Source organism: Oceanispirochaeta crateris, from assembly GCF_008329965.1.
GTDB lineage: Bacteria > Spirochaetota > Spirochaetia > DSM-2461 > DSM-2461 > Oceanispirochaeta > Oceanispirochaeta crateris.
In genome coordinates, this window is the sequence record NZ_CP036150.1 from 2,973,783 (window position 1) to 2,992,460 (window position 18,678).

An 18,678-nucleotide genomic window follows, 5' to 3' on the forward strand; every position below is an offset into this window, starting at 1 on the left:
AGTTTTTTAAGAAACAAGAATTATATTCCCTTTGGCCCCGGGCGTCATGATCATTTGATGTGCAGTCGCCGCTTTATCCAGAGAAAAGGTCTGGCCTACAATTGGTTTAATTGCGCCATCATTCAAGCCCTGATTCAAAGCGTCATAGATCTCATTCAGCTCTTCAGGGAGAGCGTTCTTTAACATCATTCCCATAATGACGGCATCTTTTACCATAGCATCTCTGGGAGATATTGTAATTTCTCCCCTGTTACCAATGATAACGATCCTTCCCTTTTGAGAGAGGATCTTAAGATCCTTGTCTAAATTAACATTTGCCAACATCTCCAATACGATATTCGCACCAGCTCCTTTGGTGATCTCTAAAATCGAATCAAGATAAGCACCAGAGTTATGGTCTAGTACAAATTCAACGCCCTGCTCTCTAAGGAGGAGACGTCCTTCCTTTGTACCTCCCGTAGCTATGACAGGAACCCCAATAGAGTTTGCAATCTGTACTGCTGCGAGGCCGACTCCACCTGTGGCTCCATGAACGAGAAGCCACTCCCCTGGCTGAGGTTTAGCTTTTTGAATCAAAGCTCTATAAGCCGTTGAATAGGGAGTCCCCAGGCAAGCACCGGCTTCAAAGGAGATATGATCCGGTAATGGGTGGATTTGATTCTCAGCACACAACGCCTCCTCGGCATAAGTGCCGCTTAAAGACCCTGTAAGAAAGACACGGTCTCCCTCTTTAACTGAAGAGACTCCCTTGCCTAACTCTATTACAATACCAGCTCCATCGTTCCCAGGAGTGTAGGGAAGAGAGGGCTTATTGGCATACATTCCAGAACGGATATATGTGTCCACGGGATTCACACCGATTGCTGCAATACACACAACAACCTGACCTGGCCCTGGTGAAAATGGCTCCAGTTCTTTGATCTTTAAAACATTTTCCTGACCAAAATCGTCCACAACTATGGCTTTCATTCCAACCCTCCAGATACTTTAACATTATCAAACTTGATGATTCTGCTATCCATCCTAAGTATAAATGATAAGTGCTGAGAAATGAAATGAAAGCTCATGTTCGATCCGGGATAGTTCATGGATTTATAAGCGATACCTATGGCCTCTCCCTTAGCAAGGGAAGTAATAGGATAGGAATCTGCGTTAAATTCCAGAATCTCCCAAAATAAAAGACAATACGGTTCATTTTCGAATATCCAGAAAATTCAGCTCTGCTTTTCCAAGAATATTCTGTTTTTCAATAGCAGTCATGAAAGATTCAAAATTGATATCCCTACTACTATGAGCAGGTAATTCTTCGGGGAATCCTGACAAAGCAAAAATCGCAATCGTATATTTGTGAGAACCAGGCCCCTTGCTACATGGAGAAGTGTATGAAATGGCATTCCCGTCCTTATTGGAACCCATATACCAATCTCCCTGATCAGCCATTCCATGGGGTATTTCCATTATTGAAGGTTCGATCCCCCACAACAATAGGTAGGAGTTTACATGGGAACGATCACCGGGGTTTGGAAAATGGTACATAACAATTGCCAATGACCCTGTACCTTCAGGAATATTTGTCCAGTTTAAAGGAATTGATTTTTCAATATTGTTATCCTTTTTCTCACACTTATACTGGTTGAATAATTCCCCTTTCTCATCGATAGCAGGGCTGAACAAAGAAAATTCGGCAGGGCCAAAGTCTTGTTCCAAAGAAGAGAAGACCGGGACCGAAGGTTCCCGTTTTTCCCCTTGTATATGCCTCGGACCATCAGGTGGTGGAACAAGAGTTCTCAACTGTTCGGCATCAAAACCATTGTTATTAATTATTGTATCAAGATCAGGGCCACCTTTGATTCCGGCTTCTTTAAAATCAGCATGAATTGCAAGGGCATCATCGAGACTCAAAGATTGAGGATCATAATGATCGAGGATTTCCTCAACAGTCGATTCAAGATCTGATCCATCGGATTGTCCATTTGCATTTAAACCGAGGACAACTAAAAAAAGAAAAATCAAAATAATACTACTTTTCAGAATACCAAATTCTTGTTGATGCAATTTACCCTACCTTATCAAGATATATACAAATCTTATAGTAATTAACCCGAGACATTGTTAATGGATAGTAAACTATGTAAAAGATATGTAAAAAGAAAATACGATGTATAAAAAATTAGTTCGGATTTGATCTCACCTGTATTAATTGCTTAGTCTTCTAAATATGAAAATAGATATATTAGTCATAGGTTCTGGAACAAGCGGTTACACTGTTGCCAACGGTCTCAAAAAAGAAGGTAAAACTGTTGCTGTGGCAGATCGGAGAAGTTTTGGCGGAACCTGCGCCAAAAGAGGTTGTCAGCCCAAAAAATATCTTGTTGCAAATGCAGAAATCGTTCATTTGGCAAAAGGGCTTGAAGGGAAAGGCCTAAAAAAAGCACCAAGTGTCGCATGGAAAGACCTCATGAGTCTAAAAAGAGAGTTCACTGATAAAGTATCTTTCAATACAGAAGAGGGGTTTAAAACTGCCGGTATTGATGTATTACATGGGGATGTATATTTTACCTCTCCTCAGAGTGTCATAGTTGGAGATTTACCCGTTTCTGCAGATAAAATAGTCTTAGCAGTAGGAACAATACCGACTCCTTTGACGATTCCAGGGGGAGATTTTACTGTAGATAGTGAGTACTTCCTTGATATGGATAAAATGCCGAGGAAAATCATCTTTATCGGAGGCGGATACATTTCCTTTGAACTGGCTTCTGTTGCCCATCAAGCGGGAGCAGAAACGATCATACTTCATCGTTCCGTTCAACCTCTCAAGCATTTTGATCCAGATCTCACCAGAATCCTTGTCAAGACGATGAAGGAAGAAGGTTTAAATCTGTATACAGAACATCCTGTCAAAAAGATTGAAAAAAGTAATTCAGGTTTTAAGGTGATCGCAGGTGTGGATGAGTATTTTGCAGATCTCGTGGTGAATGCAACAGGCCGAACCCCCGATTTGAACTCACTGAACCTGGATGTCGGAAATATAAAATTCGGAGCAAAAGGCATAGACGTTAACGACTACCTACAGTCGTCTTCCAACCCCAATGTCTTTGCTGTTGGAGACTGCGTAGCCTCTGGTCCGGATCTGGCAACCGTTGCAGATATGCAGGCTGAGATTGTAGTTCAAAACATTCTAAATAAGGATTCTGTAATTCCTGATTACTCAAATATTCCCAGTGCTGTTTTCTCACTCCCGGCTATGGCATCAGTCGGGATTTCTGAGGAAGAAGCCATTCAAAAAAAACTGGATTTCAGAGTCAAAATGATTGATCAATCAAATTGGCCTTCATCAAAGAGGATCGGTCAAAAAGCTGCGGTGAGTAAAGTCATTATTGAGGAAAAAACGGAACAGATTCTGGGCGTACATATACTGGGACACAATGCAGCAGAAGTCATCAATACATTTGCTTTAGCCATCAAGTTTGGTCATACCACTGAGGAACTGCGCACCGTACTATGGGCCTATCCAACACATACGTCAGATATGAAATATAGCTTTAAATAAAATTGATTGATCCAGCACAATGGTCTGTGACCTATGAATCAAGATGTTGTCCCACGATCTAAGTGCTTTTCAAACCTATGTATACCCAAAAAAACCGGAGGAATCCTAAGATTCCTCCGGTTTTAAAAAATCTATAATTCCTGAAGATTATTTCGAAGAACCCTATACCAGATCATATCGGTCGAGGTTCATGACTTTGTTCCAGGCTTTGGTAAAATCCTGGAGGAATTTTTCCTTTGAATCCTGACAACCATAAACTTCTGCCTGAGCCCTCAATTGTGAATTGGAACCAAAAACCAGATCAACCCGGGAAGCAATCCACCTTTTCTTCTTGGTTGCCCGGTCTATTCCTTCAAATTCATCACCATCTTTTGAAACAGGTTTCCACTCAGTACTCATGTCTAAGAGATTAACAAAGAAATCATTTGTCAAAACTTCCGGTGTCGTTGTAAAAACACCATGCTTTGATTGTTCATAATTTGCACCTAGAACTCGTAATCCACCGACAAGGACTGTCATTTCCGGTGCAGTAAGAGTCAATAACTGAGCCTTGTCTAGAAGCAGTTCCTCTGCTGATATGCTATATTTTGTCTTCAAGTAATTGCGGAATCCATCAGCGCAGGGTTCCAGTACAGCAAAAGAATCAACATCTGTTAGTTCCTGAGTGGTATCCGTACGGCCGGGAGTAAATGGAACCGAAATATTATTTCCACCGTCTTTGGCTGCTTTTTCGATGGCAGCGCATCCGCCCAATACAATCAAGTCTGCCAGAGAAACTCTTTTTCCTCCCCCATGGGAGCTATTGAATTCCTTCTGTAATTGAGTCAGTTTTTCTAAAACTTTCTTCAACTTCTTGGGTTCATTAACTTCCCAGTCCTTCTGGGGAGCCAACTGCACTCGCGCTCCATTAGCACCTCCACGATAGTCAGATCCACGAAATGTGGAAGCCGATGCCCAGGCGGTTGAAACCAATTGTGAAACAGACAATCCTGAAGATAGAATTTTATTCTTCAAATCTGCAATATCCTGTTCATCAATAAGGGCATGATCTACAGCTGGTACCGGATCCTGCCAAATCAAGACTTCCTCAGGGACTTCTGGTCCAAGATATCTGGTTCGGGGTCCCATATCACGGTGAGTGAGCTTGAACCAAGCCCTTGCAAAGGCATCAGTAAATTCATCTGGATTTTCCAAATAATGACGGGCTATTTTTTCATAAACAGGGTCAAATTTAAGAGATAAGTCAGCGGTTGTCATCATGGGACGATGTTTCTTGGACGGATCATGGGCATCCACAACCATATCCTCATCTTCTACATCTTTAGCCAGCCACTGATAGGCTCCGGCAGGGCTTTTTAGGAGCTCCCATTCATACTTGAACAACACAGTAAGATATCCCATATCCCATCTTGTGGGGTTTGGTTTCCACGCGCCTTCAATACCACTTGAAATGGTGTCGCCACCCTTCCCTTTTTTGAAAAGACTCTTCCATCCAAGGCCTACTTCCTCAAGGGGGGCGGCTTCAGGTTCTGGACCGACATTTGAGGCATCTCCCGCTCCATGACACTTTCCAAAGGTATGACCTCCGGCAAGCAGCGCTACAGTCTCTTCATCATTCATAGCCATACGGGCAAATGTCTGGCGGACATCATGAGCAGAAGCCGCAGGAATAGGCTCACCATTGGGGCCTTCGGGATTAACATAAATCAATCCCATCTGAACTGCTGCAAGAGGATTTTCAAGGTCTCGTTCGCCCGAATAACGCTTATCACCGAGCCATTCTGTCTCGGTTCCCCAATATACATCATCCTCGGGCTCCCAAATATCCTCCCGGCCTCCGGCAAAACCAAAAGTCTTTAACCCCATAGACTCTAAAGCGCAGTTCCCGGCTAATATCATCAAATCCGCCCAGGATATCTTTCTCCCATATTTCTGTTTTATTGGCCAGAGAAGCCGGCGTGCCTTATCGAGGTTTACATTATCGGGCCAGCTATTTAGGGGAGCAAAACGCTGATTCCCCGTATTGCCTCCTCCACGGCCATCACTCGTTCTGTATGTTCCGGCGCTATGCCATGCCATACGGATAAACAAGGGTCCATAATGACCATAGTCGGCAGGCCACCACTCCTTGGAGTCTGTCATTAGAGAATACAAATCTTTCTTTATTGCTGTTAAATCGAGGGTTTTAAATTCTTCTGCATAATTAAAGCCTTCATCCATCGGCCTAAGAGTTGAAGGATTTTGATGAAGTATCTTAAGATTCAGCTGATTAGGCCACCAATCTTTATTTGAAGATCCTTTTGAAGCTGACCGACTCGTCGCTCCTGTAACTGGACATTTCCCTTCTCCTTTCATGTTCTCTCCTCCTGAAAAAATCATATATATCCAAGTCTCATATTACTATACATTCATTGAAAAATAAACTCGTATTAATATTTGACCCCTTATTTCACTTTTAAAAAAACTTCTTCAATGAACTCAATCATATGGTCTTAAAACTCTGACATATTCTGGATTTCATGTGTTAAGATGGTTTGTTAAGTAAAGACGACTTACTACATGGAATGATAAAAATATGAACAAAAAGACTATCCAAGCGCCACGGGTCATTGCCTGGGAAATTACACGATCTTGCCCATTGGCATGCCGTCATTGCCGTGCTTCAGCACAAAACACACCATATGATGGAGAACTCTCTACAGAGCAAGCCTTCAAGGTTCTGGAGTCTATTGCCTCCTTCTCAAAGCCCATCATAATCCTAACAGGGGGAGAACCTATGAACCGTCCTGATATTTATGAGATTGCCAGGCATGGAACAGAACTGGGATTGCGCATGGTTATGGCTCCCTGTGGTCTTCAGGTAGACTCTAACACGGTGACAAAAATAATTGATTCAGGGATTAAAAGAATTAGTTTAAGTTTGGATGGTATGGATGCCAAGACCCATGATTCTTTCAGAGGAGTAAAAGGGGCATTTGAGTCTGTTATGAAAGCTGTAGAGGCTGCGAAATCCGGAGGACTAGAGTTTCAGATAAATTCTACCATTACAAAACTCAATTATAAACAATTACCCCAAATCCTCGAACTGGTTATGCAAATGGGTGCCGTATCATTCCACCCCTTTCTGCTCGTTCCAACCGGTCGTGCAGAAAATCTTGTGCAATACGAGATAAATCCTGAAGAATATGAAGAATTACTGCTGTGGATATACCAAAAAAGCCGACACCTTCCCATACAAATGAAGCCAACCTGTGCTCCCCACTATTACAGGATTCTCCGGCAGGAAGAAAAAAAAGCTAGTCGTAACGTAATTCCCTCTACCCACGGTTTGGATGCTCTTACGAAGGGATGTATGGGTGGCCAGAGCTTTGCCTTTATCTCTCATATAGGTAAAGTTCAAATATGTGGATTCATGGAGGATGAGGCAGGAGACCTAAACAAAACAAATCTCGATTTCCACCCCATCTGGGACTCATCAGAACTCTTTAATGAAATGAGAGACATTGATAGTTACCATGGAAAATGCGGGATTTGTGACTACAGAAAAAATTGCGGCGGTTGCCGTGCCAGAGCCAAGGCAATTACCGGGGATTACCTTGGGGAAGAACCTTTTTGCATCTACCAACCGACATGAAGAATAATATACAATGATAAACACAGAATATGATGCACTACTATACCTCTCTTTTGGAGGTCCTGAAAAATCTGATGACGTATTGCCATTTCTTCGGAATGTTACAAGAGGGAAAAATATCCCTGACAGAATCCTTACAAGGGTGGCCATGAAATATGAGTTATTCGGAGGAAAGAGTCCCATAAATGAATGTAACCGCAATGTCATTGATGCACTGAAAAAAGAACTGGATATAGCAGGGATCAAACTGCCTATCTATTTCGGAAATCGATTCTGGTCTCCTACAATTGAGGATGCTCTTCTTCAAATGAAAGCAAATGGAGTCAAAAAAGCCTTGGCATTTGTGACTTCCCCCTACGCCAGCTATTACGGCTGTTGGCAGTATGTCCATGAGATCCAAACCTCTCTGAATAGAATTGGAGGCGGCATCACCATTCATAAACTGAAACCTTTTTTCAATGATTCCCTGTTTATCAGAGCATTGAGTGAAATTCTGAACTCTTATCTGGAAACCGCCTCTCAATTATCCCGTCGAATTATTTTTACGGCTCATAATATCCCACAGGATATGATCAATAGTGAAAGGTATGTGCAGGAATTAGAAGAAAGCGCAAAACTAGTGATGGAACAAATCTCTAACAAGGTTCCTTATACTATTGCTTATCAAAGCAAAAGTAGAAATACCAGCAATGAATGGCTCTCTCCAGAGTTACAGGATGTAATACACGAGTCTTCCATTTCTTCATTTCAAGAAATCATTATAATGCCTTTTGGATTCTTATCTGACCATATGGAAGTAATCTACGACCTGGATATAGAAGCCGCCGAACTGGCAAAGAGTGAAGGCCTCAAATTTTCACGACTAAAAACAGTTGGAAACTCATCGACTTTCATTTCTATGATAAAAAGGCAAATCGAGGAACAGATGAGCACAGACCTTCCTTCACCTCCTTTGAATGAGGAAAAAGTTTCTTGCCCGAACTGTCAGACCCCCTGTGACACTCTTTGACTCAATAGATATTAGACGATTTTTTTATGAGATTTCCCTCTGGTTCTGATAAAAATGATCCCACCCAATACAAAACCAATGAGAATGGAAACAAATTGAGGAAACGCAATGAGTACTCCAATTATGGATACAAGGACTCGTTCATGTCTTTTGAGTTCTCCATAACCCAGAATATACCCTTCTATCGCGGAGGCAACAAAGAAAACACCAACAAAAACACTGCTTCCAAAAAATAGAATTTTCCACAACGTACCCTGGAGGATAAGTGCCGGTTGAAAGACGAAAAAGAAGGGAATTATAAATAATACAAATCCCAATCTCATACTGGTCCAGGCAGTTTTCATCCCATTGGCTCCGGCTATCCCGGCGGCAATGAAAGCTGTGATTGCAACAGGAGGAGTCAATCCTCCCAGTCCTGCAAAAAAAATAAGGAACAAATGGACGGCAATCTCTGGAAGGTGTCCTATAGACGCCACTGCGGGAGCCATAGTAACTGCAAGAAACAGATAGGAACTACGCTGCAGTCCTAACATCCCCATAAAGAGATTAAACAGGGCGCCTAAAATGAGAACGGCTAAAATATTGTCAGATCCAAGAGAAACAATCCAAGCCGTCAGAGCTGAAGCCATCCCTGTCTTATACAAACTAACTAATATAAAACCTGTCCCTAAGAAGATAGCCAATCCATAAGAAAGCTGTCTACCTGCTATGATGAGAAGCTGTGCCAACCGTTCTTTCCCTGGTTTTCCAGCCCTCCGGAGAAAACTCAAAACAAGGACTAATCCAGAAGTATAAAGAGGAGTAATAAAACCCCATTTCATATACAACAGACCAAATATGAGGAAAGCTACAGCCACCATAAAGGGCCATCCATCCTTCATGATGATCAATAATCCAGGAGATTCTTCATCTGAATTGTTTTTTAATTTTCTTCGTGCGGTATATCCATCGATTTGGACGAGTAAGCCAAAATAGTACAGCATGGTCGGTAGAAAAGCGGCAACAATGATTTCTGAGTACTCAAAATTCCCAACCATAACAGCTATAAATGCCAAACCTCCCATTACCGGAGGCATTGTATCACCACCGGAAGAAGCACAGGCTTCCGCAGCGGCGGCATACTCTGAGGAATATCCGGCCTTTTTCATAGCAGGTATGGTTATGGATCCTGTCGTCATTACATTCGCAGTAATACTTCCGGATAAACTTCCAAATAATCCACTGGCTATTACAGCTGTTTTTGCAGGACCTCCCCGGAATCGACCGAACAGGGCATTCGCCAGTTTCAAGAAGAAATCGCTTCCTCCCAGAACCTGCATGGTGGCTGCAAAGACATAAAATCCAAACATAGATCGCCCGATTAACACAGCAGGAACACCCAGAATACCATCTTCACCAAATGAGAAATCGAGAATCAATCGGGTAAACGGTATGGAGACTCCATAAAGTGGGCCGGAAAATCGGTCTGCAAAAAGTGAATAGGCCATACAAACTAAAATAACGGCAACATAATTCCATCCTGCAGCCCGTCTCCCCGCTTCCAGGGATAAGAGAACCAGCAAAATAGCTACTATAGTTTGAATATTTGAAGGGTTGGACATCCACAATCCATAGCTAATTTCATCTGAAGAAAGGAAACAATAGACAAAAGAACACATGAAAACGGCTGCAAGCCAAAAATCGTACCATCGAGGACCTGTCTTATCCTGTATCCCCTTATGACCAATTCCTAGAAAAATCATGGGACTCAGAGCTGCATAAAGCAGATAGGAGTAGTCCGTTGTCAAAAGAATTCTTCCAAATACAGAAAATCCAAACCAGTAGGAGATATAGAGAGCCACTGCAATAATAGTGGATACAAGAAAAAAGGATTTTACGCACAATGTAAGTTTTTCATTTTGATTGATCATAGTTGCTGTTTTATTCCGGGTATACTGGATCTGCTCTTTCTGTAAGGGAGGGATGTTGTCCCAATTTGGGGATTTTCTGAACGACCTTATAACTCTGCCAGAAAGATAACCACTCATCATTCAATGGATTCACTTCAATGTTTTTATCCTTCGCTAGAAGTTTGGCCTCCGAATAGGCTATTTCATATCTTTTTAAAAGCCTCAGATTCTCTTCCTGCCTTATCCTGTGAGCATCTGTCCAAAGCCCCAGATCCTCTAAATACCGAATCAACCCCGGATGAACTGGAACAAATGTTGTCTTAAGTGCTTCCATCAAATGATGAAGGCTCATATACCTGTTTGTTCCGTAATTGTCTTCATAATCTTCAAAATGTTCATCAAGCCACTGAGCCAAATGATAGATAAGTTCTTCATCCGTATTTTCTGAAGTAATATTGAAGATATACCCCACGCTACCCCAATGCTGCCGGGCCTCATCAATACCGGATTCAATCAAACCAAATGAGTATAAAGGACTAATCGATTGCCAGCGTTTGGCTCCAGCAGGATCTTGGTCTGAATTCAAATCCAGAAGGCGAAGACCATGGGGAGCGGCAGCGAGTTCATTCATGAGTGGAGATGCAGGAAAGCCAAAGGCAACATCGGCTCTTCCTTCTGAGACAGCTCTCATTGCGCTTTCAAAACTACCGGCATTTATCCATTCAATAGAAGATTCATCCACTTGGATCCAGGCTAATAGGGAACGATATGGGTTTAATGTAGATTCCCTCATATTCCACACTGAAAACTTCGTGCCAACTGTGATGTCATAGATTGTTTGTATTTCAGAATCACTGCGAACAAAAAAACCCGAGTTAGCCAAATCATGTATCCAAACAATTCTGGGTTGAAATCCCCCATTTTCGTCGGTGGCCTGATCTTCAAGGCCTTCGATGATGTGACTCAAAATACTCTTAGATCCTGAGCTTAACAACATTTTACCCGATTTTACGAGTCCCATGGATATCCCATGATTTGTTTCCGGAATGACACGAACTGCCATACCTGTATCAGCTTCCAAAACCGATGCCCAACTCACATACTTTGCTAAGCCACTCCGCCCGGGTGCTGCAATGTGCATTTGCTCCGGCCAGTTCCATTGACCTGATTCTTTAGGTGCAGATTTACTGCAGCCCATTAACACTATCAGGAAATAAAAGCAAAGCGAGAAGTGCCCAACTGCTCTGTGGAAGTTCTGTCTCATTTATGATCCTTTCTCATACCATCTTTACATATAAATGAGATTCAGTCTAATAAGTTCTAAGCCTTAAAAAGAAAAGCCCTTTACTTTACAAAGAGGAATAACAGTCTCTATAATGACGCGCAATGGAATCCAAATTAAAAAAACTCGTGTATATTCTATTGCTATTTCAAGCTTTTTTTTTAAGTGCTCATTCTCAGCCACAAGGAACTTTCAGACCTGATATACAGATATTAACGATCCCACAATGGGAGGAAATTGTTCCAGAAATACAACGGGGAAAATTTCACCCTGAGTTTCTAGAAAATACAAAGCGAAATACAAGTCAGTACTTTCATCTCAAATTAAAAACACAACAAAGAAGTGAAGATTTTTCTCAGTACAAGATTTTACAGTTTGTCGATAATATGACATGGATTGAGCTCCATTATCAGCATCCAGTCACAAAAAAATGGCATAGTTTCTCGACTGGGGACATTGTTCCCATGTCGCAGAGAGATTTACCTTCCACCACCCTGGCCCTTCCTTTTGAATGGCCAGAAGGAAGGGATTTGGATCTTTATATTCATGCAGAATCATATCAGTTTAGGAATTTAGATTTCCAAATTGTTTCACAAGATCAATTTCTATCGACTTGGGGTAAAAACTTCACATTTATTATAGTTTTACTGACCATGTTACTCTTATCTGGTTTGGTGAATATGTCTCTTTTTTCCATTCGACGGACCTGGTCTTACTTTCACTATGCCATGGCAATGCTAACCCTGATGACAGCTCTAGCCGGGAAAAACCGCGTACTGTCCTTTCTCTTCTTTCAGAATACGGGCTATACATATTTTATATATACACTTTTCAACTCTTTAACAGTCCTTTTTGCCCTACTCTTTACAATCTCTTTCTATGATGTAAAAAAACTTTGGACAAAGAATATAGTCTTAACATTCAGCTCTCTATTAGCCTGCATTGCCCTCATTAGTATTTTTCACAGCACACCCTTATTGGGAGATATAATGAATGTCATCATCATCCCATCTCTGATGACAATCTTGATCGTTGCTCTAAAAGGCTACTCGAGGAACAACCTTTCTTCCAGATTGATCCTCTTTAGTATTATTCCCATTGCTCTAGGAGTTGTTATTGATAACTTAGCTGTCTATCTGGAGTTTACTCTGTTTCCAGTTGGAAAGATTTCCCAGATTATCGGGGTTTCAATACATCTGATCTTAATGAATATGGGGCTAACCTTAAAGAATAAGGAAAATACCAGGATTCTGGAAGAAAGAGCATCCCTGGATTCCCTGACAAAACTACTGAACCGGAAAAGCCTGGATGATTACATCCTGCAACTTGAAATGGATAGGTCCCAATGTCCCATAGGAATCGTCTTTATGGATTTGGATAACTTTAAGTTCTTCAATGATAAATACGGTCACCTTATGGGAGACCAAATATTAATAGAGACCGCATCCTATCTGAAATCCTCCACACGTCAAAATGATCTGATTTTTAGATATGGGGGAGATGAATTTCTCATCCTCCTGCCTTCTACAGAACAGAAAGAGGGAGCCCTCTTATGCAAGAGGCTTCATGAAGATTTTAGCGAGATGGCAATTCAATTGAACAAAGGAATCAGCGAAAAAAATGTTCAACTTTCCCTTTCTGCAGGAATGACACTTTATGAAACTCCTGCACGGGGAGGGTTATGGAAGGCAATAAGACAGGCGGATAGGGCTATGCTTTCTGCCAAGAGTCGTGGAAAAAACCAGATTGTGCTTGATGATTTAAACCCTTCAGCTGTCTAAAATCTTAATCCTCTATTTTTAACCTAGGCAACACCCCGAGTGTCGCCTCAATTCCGTTTCACAGTGAATTTATAAGCATCTTGAGACAACTAACATCCTTTTCATTTGAACTATACACCTACCATCGCTTATCTTTTGTTATGTCAGATATCTCCATAAGAATAGGTTAAGAAAAGCCTAAAAATAGCGCTTCTGTCAATTGTGAATCACTGATTATTTTGCTATTCTGTGGACCCCATTGATACGAGTGTGATTGAGACATAATTTTGAGAGGACAATTATGAAGATAAGTATGCGAATAGTGTTAAGCGGTAGTATTATTCTTTTTCTAAGCCTGTTGGGTTTTGGTGTCGGTTCAAAAATAACGGCATCTAATATTTTGGAATCACAAATAAATTCAACACTAAAGATACAGGTTGAAATGAGCGCCAGACTTGTTGAAAACTATATCGAGCAAAATCTATCAATCCTCACAGAACTGGCCATGCGTGAAAGTACAAAATCCATGGATTTCAATGTGCAGGACAAAAATCTGACGCCGGATATAGAACGTCTTGGTTTTCTTGGTTTGGGTATTGTTTCTAAGGACGGTCAAACCAGATACATTGACTCAGATACAACGGCAGACCTGAGTGACAGGGACTACGTAAAACGAGCTTTCAATGGAGAAGCCAACATGTCTGATGTTATTATCAGCAAGGTAACAAATAGTTCTGTCATCATGTTTGCAGCTCCAATTTTTGTAGAGGGAGTTGTTCAGCAGGTCCTCATTGCCAGAGCCGATGGTAACCATCTGAGTGTTATTACCAATTCCCTGGGATATGGACAGCATGGCTATGCCTATCTACTGAACACAAGTGGAATCGTTACAGCACACTCAAATAAAGAATTTGTGATCAATCAGTTTGACCCCATCAATGAATCTAAAAGCAACCCGGATCTAAAGTCATTAGCCACCGCTTTTGAGGCGATGATCCAAACAAAAATAGGGTTGCAGCATTACTCTTTTAATGGAAAGAATATCATCAACGGTTACCACCCCGTAAAGGGTTCTCCATTTATCATCTCCATCGTCGCGATACAGGATGAATTTTTTGCACCGATGCAAACACTGACCAATCTTTTTATTGCCTTGGCTGTAGTCATTCTCACTTTATCGATTCTTGGATTCCTCTTCATAGGTAAAACTTTGAGCCGACCCATTATACAAACAGCCATGATCCTCAAGGAAATCTCTGAAGGTGCCGGAGATCTGACAGAAAGAATTGATATTTCTTCAAAAGACGAAATTGGCGATATGGCAAGATATTTCAACCTGACTCTTGAAAAAATACGGAGAACCGTCTTACAGGTAAAGAATCAATCCCAACTTCTTAAAGATGCCGGTGTGAATCTGTCCTCTAATATGGTCGAGACAGCAGCAGCTATAAATGAAATTACGGCCAATATCCAGAGTATTAAAACCCAAACGGTGAATCAGTCGGCCAGTGTGACCGAAACAAGCGCCACAATGGAACAAATCACAAAAGGAATTGAAAAACTAAACCAGTTGATTGAAGATCAGTCGGCCAATGTAACCGAGTCGTCATCAGCTATTGAAGAAATGATGGCCAATATAGGAAATGTAACACATACACTTGTCAATAATTCTGAAAACATCAAGAGATTGACAGACTCTTCTGAGGACGGAAAGCACCTTTTAGATGGCATATCCTTTTCCATTAAAGATGTCGCCAAAGAATCGGAAGGACTATTGGAAATCAGCCAAATCATACAGCACATTGCAAGCCAGACAAACCTCCTCTCCATGAATGCAGCCATAGAAGCGGCTCATGCAGGTGAATCAGGTAAGGGTTTTGCAGTCGTTGCCGATGAGATTAGAAAGCTGGCAGAATTATCCAGTGCACAAACAAAAACAATCGATAAAGCCTTAAAGAATATTATAAATTCCATCACGGGAGTCACTCATTCCTCTGAAGAAGTATTATCTAAATTCACAATAATTGAAGAGGAAGTGAAAACTGTTGGAGAACAGGAAACGAGCATCAGAATGGCCATGGAGGAACAGACCGAAGGAAGCAAGCAGGTTCTGGAAGCTATCATGATGCTCAATGACATTACTCAAAAAGTACAAATGAGTTCAGAAGAGATGCTTTCCGGTAGTAAGCAGGTATTAATGGAATCTAAAAACATGAACGATATTACTCAGGAAATTGCAAGCGGAATGAACGAAATGGCAAGTGGGACTGACCAGGTAACAGTCGCTGTAAACCAAGTGAATGAATTGAGTACAGAGAATAATACAAGCATCGAGGCATTAATTGGGGAAGTCAATAAATTTAAGGTGTAAGTACATCGCAGGACATCCAGTTTCCCTTGAAACATATGTTAAGGGATACGAGAGCACCTACCGGTCTATTGGATTGGAATTAGATCTTAGAATCATTCATACTTAAAGTTACTCAATAGGTCTATTAAGAGGAGATTGTAGTGGAAAAAAAATATGTAGTTTTTATTGTACTCATTCTCTTTATTTTACCCTATGCACTTTTGGCACAGGTGACCGTAATAACACCGACTGTTGTCCCAACGGGAGATCCTGCCTTAGATGATTTTATGAATGACGCTCTTGCAACAGTCACCAATGAATTAACAGCGGAAATCAATACTCAGATTCAGCCCTATATCGGACAGGAAGATCTGGCACTGGGGTTTGCCAATGCGGGAGCGACCTCAACACATACGGGTACACAGCGAAATTATAATGATTATAAAATTTTTGCTCTTACCTTAGGTTCTGGTTTTGCATTCTCCGCCCCATCTACCAATAGTGTCGTTATTGCAGAAGCCATAAACAACATTGAAACAGAGGGTGATATCTACTTCGGTGCTGCCGCACAACCTATAACAGCCACCCTGGGTATTAACATGGATCACTTTGTTGAAAATCTTTATGGAGCCGTCAAGTTCGGTTATGCGGATATTTCTGCCGGAACCATCAGCGATGATTTTTCCTTTAAGACTCTTAGCCTTGGTGCTTTTTTAAACTACCAGTTCCTTGATGGAAGAAAGCTCCCTCTGGGAATATTGCGCTGGCGCGGATTGTCTTTAGGAAGCGGTGTTCTGTACCAGAGAAACAAATCGGGGTTTAAGATAAATTTTCCGGTTGATCCGGTTTCTACAGGAGATATTTCTGATGGTAGTAATACCTACAATGCAGAAATCAGCATAAACCCCACACTGACCATGGGGGTAACTTCCAATTCTTGGACTATTCCTCTTGAGGCAACAACCGGGGTCCGCCTCCTTTGGCTCCTCGATTTAAACATTGGAGCAGGGGTCGATGTCGCCTTTGGAAATTCCGAAGTCAAAGTGAATCTGGACAGCCCGGTCGTTGCCTCAGAGAGTTCTGATCTATTGGAATTTAACGATGGATCGGCGAACATTGATCTTGGAACGAATAGTGATGGACCACAATTTATCCGTCCCCGTCTGACTGCGGGGCTTGGATTGAATATCGGTCCGGTTAAACTCGATATACCTCTGATGTACTACTTTGACAGCGAAGGAAACAGTTTCATGATGGGAGTGAATGCTGGAATTGTCTGGTAGAGATTCTTCAGTTAGCCGGCTTTATCCACACACTTTCTTAAAGCGACAGAGATTCCTCTGGTAATTGTCAAACTGCCAACTCTTTTGGTTCGCCTGCGCCAATGCAGAATAAATTTCTGAGCTATCAAAAAAACAGAAAGCAAGTCCGAATCTATAAAGTTGACAGTAAAGCGTTGAATTTTTTAAAGTACATTTGTATACTATTACCCGCACACATTAATGAATATGTATTTTCATATATGCATTGGTGTGCATTTTTTATGTGTCTTTAAAATTTTTCCCGATTTTTAAGATATGTGAAGACAGAAAGGAATCATACTATGAAAAGAAACAAGATTTTAAAACCCTGTATACTCCTGGCTATGGTAGTCATCGGAAGTCAATCCATTTGGTCCCAACAGTCCGATCGATTACCTCTGGTAAATGAACACCAGCCCTTGAATTGGGAAGATATAAGTTTGTCATTACTGGTCAAGGAGGTCGAAGCCGCTGCTAAGGACGAGAAGTTAGAAGATTTCGCAGTTGTTGTCCGAGACAATACCATCTCGATTACCTATCGGGACCTGCAATTTCCACCGGATTCACCGGAGATTACACCTGAAACGAAAACCAAAATTGAAAGTCTTGCAAAAACACTCGAACGGTTCTCGAACCTGAGACTTTTAGTGGAAGGCCACACAGCCCAAGTTCCAGAGGATACTGACGATGGGACCCTTTTATCCGGTCAGCGAGCAAATGCGGTGGCAAACACGATTGCAGGCACAGGCCTCTTTCCCCGAGAAATGATTTCTGCAGTAGGTCAGGGGCAATACCTTCCTATTGCCGACAATGATACGCCCGAGGGCCGGGCATTAAACCGTCGGGTTGAGATCTCTATCTCTGATGAAATAGAAGAAGAACGGACCGCACCCCAATCGGTTTGGTGGAAACAGCTAACCGACTGGAAAAATCCAGGAGCTGCAGTTTTTGTTGTTGATTCCCGATTGACCGACGAAGCCGCAGTTCGGCAAGTTCTGACCGAGGAAGCCGGACGGACCGGCGCTGAGATTGGCGAACTACCCATATTTCAAACCAACCAGGGTATTGCTGTTACTTACGACCAAGCCGAATTCACCGAACTGAATCGGCCAACTCTCGCTACCAGTAATGAAATGATTTTTATTTCCGATACACTGACAAAGCTTGATCCCGATACCCAGGTAAGAATTGGCGGCTTTGGTGAAAGCATCCCCGAGGAGCAGGTCTCCGATCGTCACTACTTTCTTGGCCTAGTGGCAGCCAAGGATTCAAAGATTCAACCATCATCAACTCTTATCGGAGACAAACCTCAGACCTTTCTTTTTGTACAGGACTGTGCTGAGGCAACTGGCATCATCCATGGTTTTGAAATCTCAGCAAATGGATCATTACCTTATGCCCGTTATGGTGAATTTTCCGATGCTGGTATCGGTGCCGGAGCCAAGTTTGATATTTTGATTCCTAAATTTCAACATCTCCATGGCTTAGCCCCTCTTCGTTTTGGCCTAGCCGTGGAAGGATTATATCACATCCCGGACCAGACCAGTTCGGTCGAAAGTCTTAATGAATTTGATTGGATGGTTACTGTCGGCTACGCCGTTGAGGTGAGCCCTAGATTTTTCATCACTCCCCACCTCGGCTATGGAGGAACAGTTCAAGTCCTGGAATATACCCAGGAAAAAAGCTCCACGGCCTTTACACCGGTAAATGGGCAATCCCATTACAGTCAAACCTTGGGCCTCGAATTGGACCTTGCCTTAAAACCGGCCTCATGGATTATGGGAGAAACCACACAGCTGGGATTATTCCTCCGCCCCGGATATCGGATATTTTTCGATGAAAACTTTTTAGGCCATTCGGTCACGGCTAAAGTCGGCGTCCGATTCTATTTCTAAACACAAGG

General features: G+C 42.0%; 12 protein-coding genes. 7 read left to right on the forward strand and 5 right to left on the reverse strand.

Going from position 1 to position 18,678, the window contains the following annotated elements; all coding sequences use genetic code 11:
- Window positions 1–6: 6 nt before the first annotated feature.
- Both EXM22_RS13505 and EXM22_RS13510 read right to left on the reverse strand, forming a co-directional pair.
- Complete coding sequence (locus EXM22_RS13505) at window positions 7–969, reverse strand: NADPH:quinone reductase (protein ID WP_149487037.1); 963 nt, start codon at window positions 967–969, stop codon at window positions 7–9.
- A gap of 222 nt (window positions 970–1,191) precedes the next feature.
- A complete protein-coding gene (locus tag EXM22_RS13510; protein WP_149487038.1) occupies window positions 1,192–2,055 on the reverse strand; it encodes a YbhB/YbcL family Raf kinase inhibitor-like protein in 864 nt (287 codons plus the stop codon).
- 163 nt (window positions 2,056–2,218) lie between these two features.
- Here EXM22_RS13510 and EXM22_RS13515 point away from each other — a divergent pair, with 163 nt between their 5' ends.
- Window positions 2,219–3,550: a dihydrolipoyl dehydrogenase family protein gene (locus tag EXM22_RS13515; protein WP_149487039.1), complete on the forward strand. Its 1,332-nt coding sequence runs from the start codon at window positions 2,219–2,221 to the stop codon at window positions 3,548–3,550.
- A gap of 162 nt (window positions 3,551–3,712) precedes the next feature.
- Here EXM22_RS13515 and katG read toward each other — a convergent pair whose 3' ends face one another.
- On the reverse strand, window positions 3,713–5,905 hold the full coding sequence (gene katG / locus EXM22_RS13520; RefSeq protein ID WP_149487040.1) for a catalase/peroxidase HPI: 2,193 nt from the start codon (window positions 5,903–5,905) through the stop codon (window positions 3,713–3,715).
- Between the two features lie 220 nt (window positions 5,906–6,125).
- Here katG and EXM22_RS13525 point away from each other — a divergent pair, with 220 nt between their 5' ends.
- On the forward strand, window positions 6,126–7,184 hold the full coding sequence (locus EXM22_RS13525; protein WP_149487041.1) for a radical SAM/SPASM domain-containing protein: 1,059 nt from the start codon (window positions 6,126–6,128) through the stop codon (window positions 7,182–7,184).
- A gap of 13 nt (window positions 7,185–7,197) precedes the next feature.
- On the forward strand, window positions 7,198–8,193 hold the full coding sequence (gene hemH, locus EXM22_RS13530) for a ferrochelatase (RefSeq protein WP_149487042.1): 996 nt from the start codon (window positions 7,198–7,200) through the stop codon (window positions 8,191–8,193).
- Window positions 8,194–8,204: 11 nt separating this feature from the next.
- Here hemH and EXM22_RS13535 read toward each other — a convergent pair whose 3' ends face one another.
- Together EXM22_RS13535 and EXM22_RS13540 are read right to left on the reverse strand one after the other, a co-directional pair.
- Window positions 8,205–10,103: a TRAP transporter permease gene (locus EXM22_RS13535; protein WP_168203505.1), complete on the reverse strand. Its 1,899-nt coding sequence runs from the start codon at window positions 10,101–10,103 to the stop codon at window positions 8,205–8,207.
- A gap of 10 nt (window positions 10,104–10,113) precedes the next feature.
- The gene (locus tag EXM22_RS13540; RefSeq protein WP_210411487.1) at window positions 10,114–11,280 is read right to left on the reverse strand and encodes a TAXI family TRAP transporter solute-binding subunit; all 1,167 of its coding nucleotides are present in this window, start codon (window positions 11,278–11,280) and stop codon (window positions 10,114–10,116) included.
- Window positions 11,281–11,468: 188 nt separating this feature from the next.
- Between EXM22_RS13540 and EXM22_RS13545 the strand changes: the two genes are divergently transcribed.
- The 4 genes from EXM22_RS13545 to EXM22_RS13560 all read left to right on the forward strand — a co-directional run bounded on the left by EXM22_RS13545 (window position 11,469) and on the right by EXM22_RS13560 (window position 18,670).
- On the forward strand, window positions 11,469–13,145 hold the full coding sequence (locus EXM22_RS13545) for a diguanylate cyclase (RefSeq protein ID WP_149487045.1): 1,677 nt from the start codon (window positions 11,469–11,471) through the stop codon (window positions 13,143–13,145).
- 280 nt (window positions 13,146–13,425) lie between these two features.
- Window positions 13,426–15,495, forward strand: a complete 2,070-nt coding sequence (locus EXM22_RS13550) for a methyl-accepting chemotaxis protein (protein ID WP_149487046.1) — start codon at window positions 13,426–13,428, stop codon at window positions 15,493–15,495.
- 140 nt (window positions 15,496–15,635) lie between these two features.
- Window positions 15,636–16,757 carry an Lsa36 family surface (lipo)protein gene (locus EXM22_RS13555; protein ID WP_149487047.1) on the forward strand — a complete coding sequence of 374 codons (1,122 nt, stop codon included), beginning with the start codon at window positions 15,636–15,638 and terminating at the stop codon, window positions 16,755–16,757.
- A gap of 320 nt (window positions 16,758–17,077) precedes the next feature.
- The gene (locus tag EXM22_RS13560; RefSeq protein ID WP_149487048.1) at window positions 17,078–18,670 is read left to right on the forward strand and encodes an OmpA family protein; all 1,593 of its coding nucleotides are present in this window, start codon (window positions 17,078–17,080) and stop codon (window positions 18,668–18,670) included.
- The last annotated feature ends 8 nt before the right edge of the window (window positions 18,671–18,678 follow it).

What these genes read in the sequence shown, in the direction of transcription:
- EXM22_RS13505 (WP_149487037.1), bottom strand. Translation starts at nt 969, where the DNA reads ATGAAAGCCATAGTTGTGGACGATTTTGGTCAGGAAAATGTTTTAAAG.
- EXM22_RS13515 (WP_149487039.1), top strand. Translation starts at nt 2,219, where the DNA reads ATGAAAATAGATATATTAGTCATAGGTTCTGGAACAAGCGGTTACACT.
- katG (WP_149487040.1), bottom strand. Translation starts at nt 5,905, where the DNA reads ATGAAAGGAGAAGGGAAATGTCCAGTTACAGGAGCGACGAGTCGGTCA.
- EXM22_RS13525 (WP_149487041.1), top strand. Translation starts at nt 6,126, where the DNA reads ATGAACAAAAAGACTATCCAAGCGCCACGGGTCATTGCCTGGGAAATT.
- hemH (WP_149487042.1), top strand. Translation starts at nt 7,198, where the DNA reads ATGATAAACACAGAATATGATGCACTACTATACCTCTCTTTTGGAGGT.
- EXM22_RS13535 (WP_168203505.1), bottom strand. Translation starts at nt 10,103, where the DNA reads ATGATCAATCAAAATGAAAAACTTACATTGTGCGTAAAATCCTTTTTT.
- EXM22_RS13540 (WP_210411487.1), bottom strand. Translation starts at nt 11,280, where the DNA reads ATGGGCTGCAGTAAATCTGCACCTAAAGAATCAGGTCAATGGAACTGG.
- EXM22_RS13545 (WP_149487045.1), top strand. Translation starts at nt 11,469, where the DNA reads ATGGAATCCAAATTAAAAAAACTCGTGTATATTCTATTGCTATTTCAA.
- EXM22_RS13550 (WP_149487046.1), top strand. Translation starts at nt 13,426, where the DNA reads ATGAAGATAAGTATGCGAATAGTGTTAAGCGGTAGTATTATTCTTTTT.
- EXM22_RS13560 (WP_149487048.1), top strand. Translation starts at nt 17,078, where the DNA reads ATGAAAAGAAACAAGATTTTAAAACCCTGTATACTCCTGGCTATGGTA.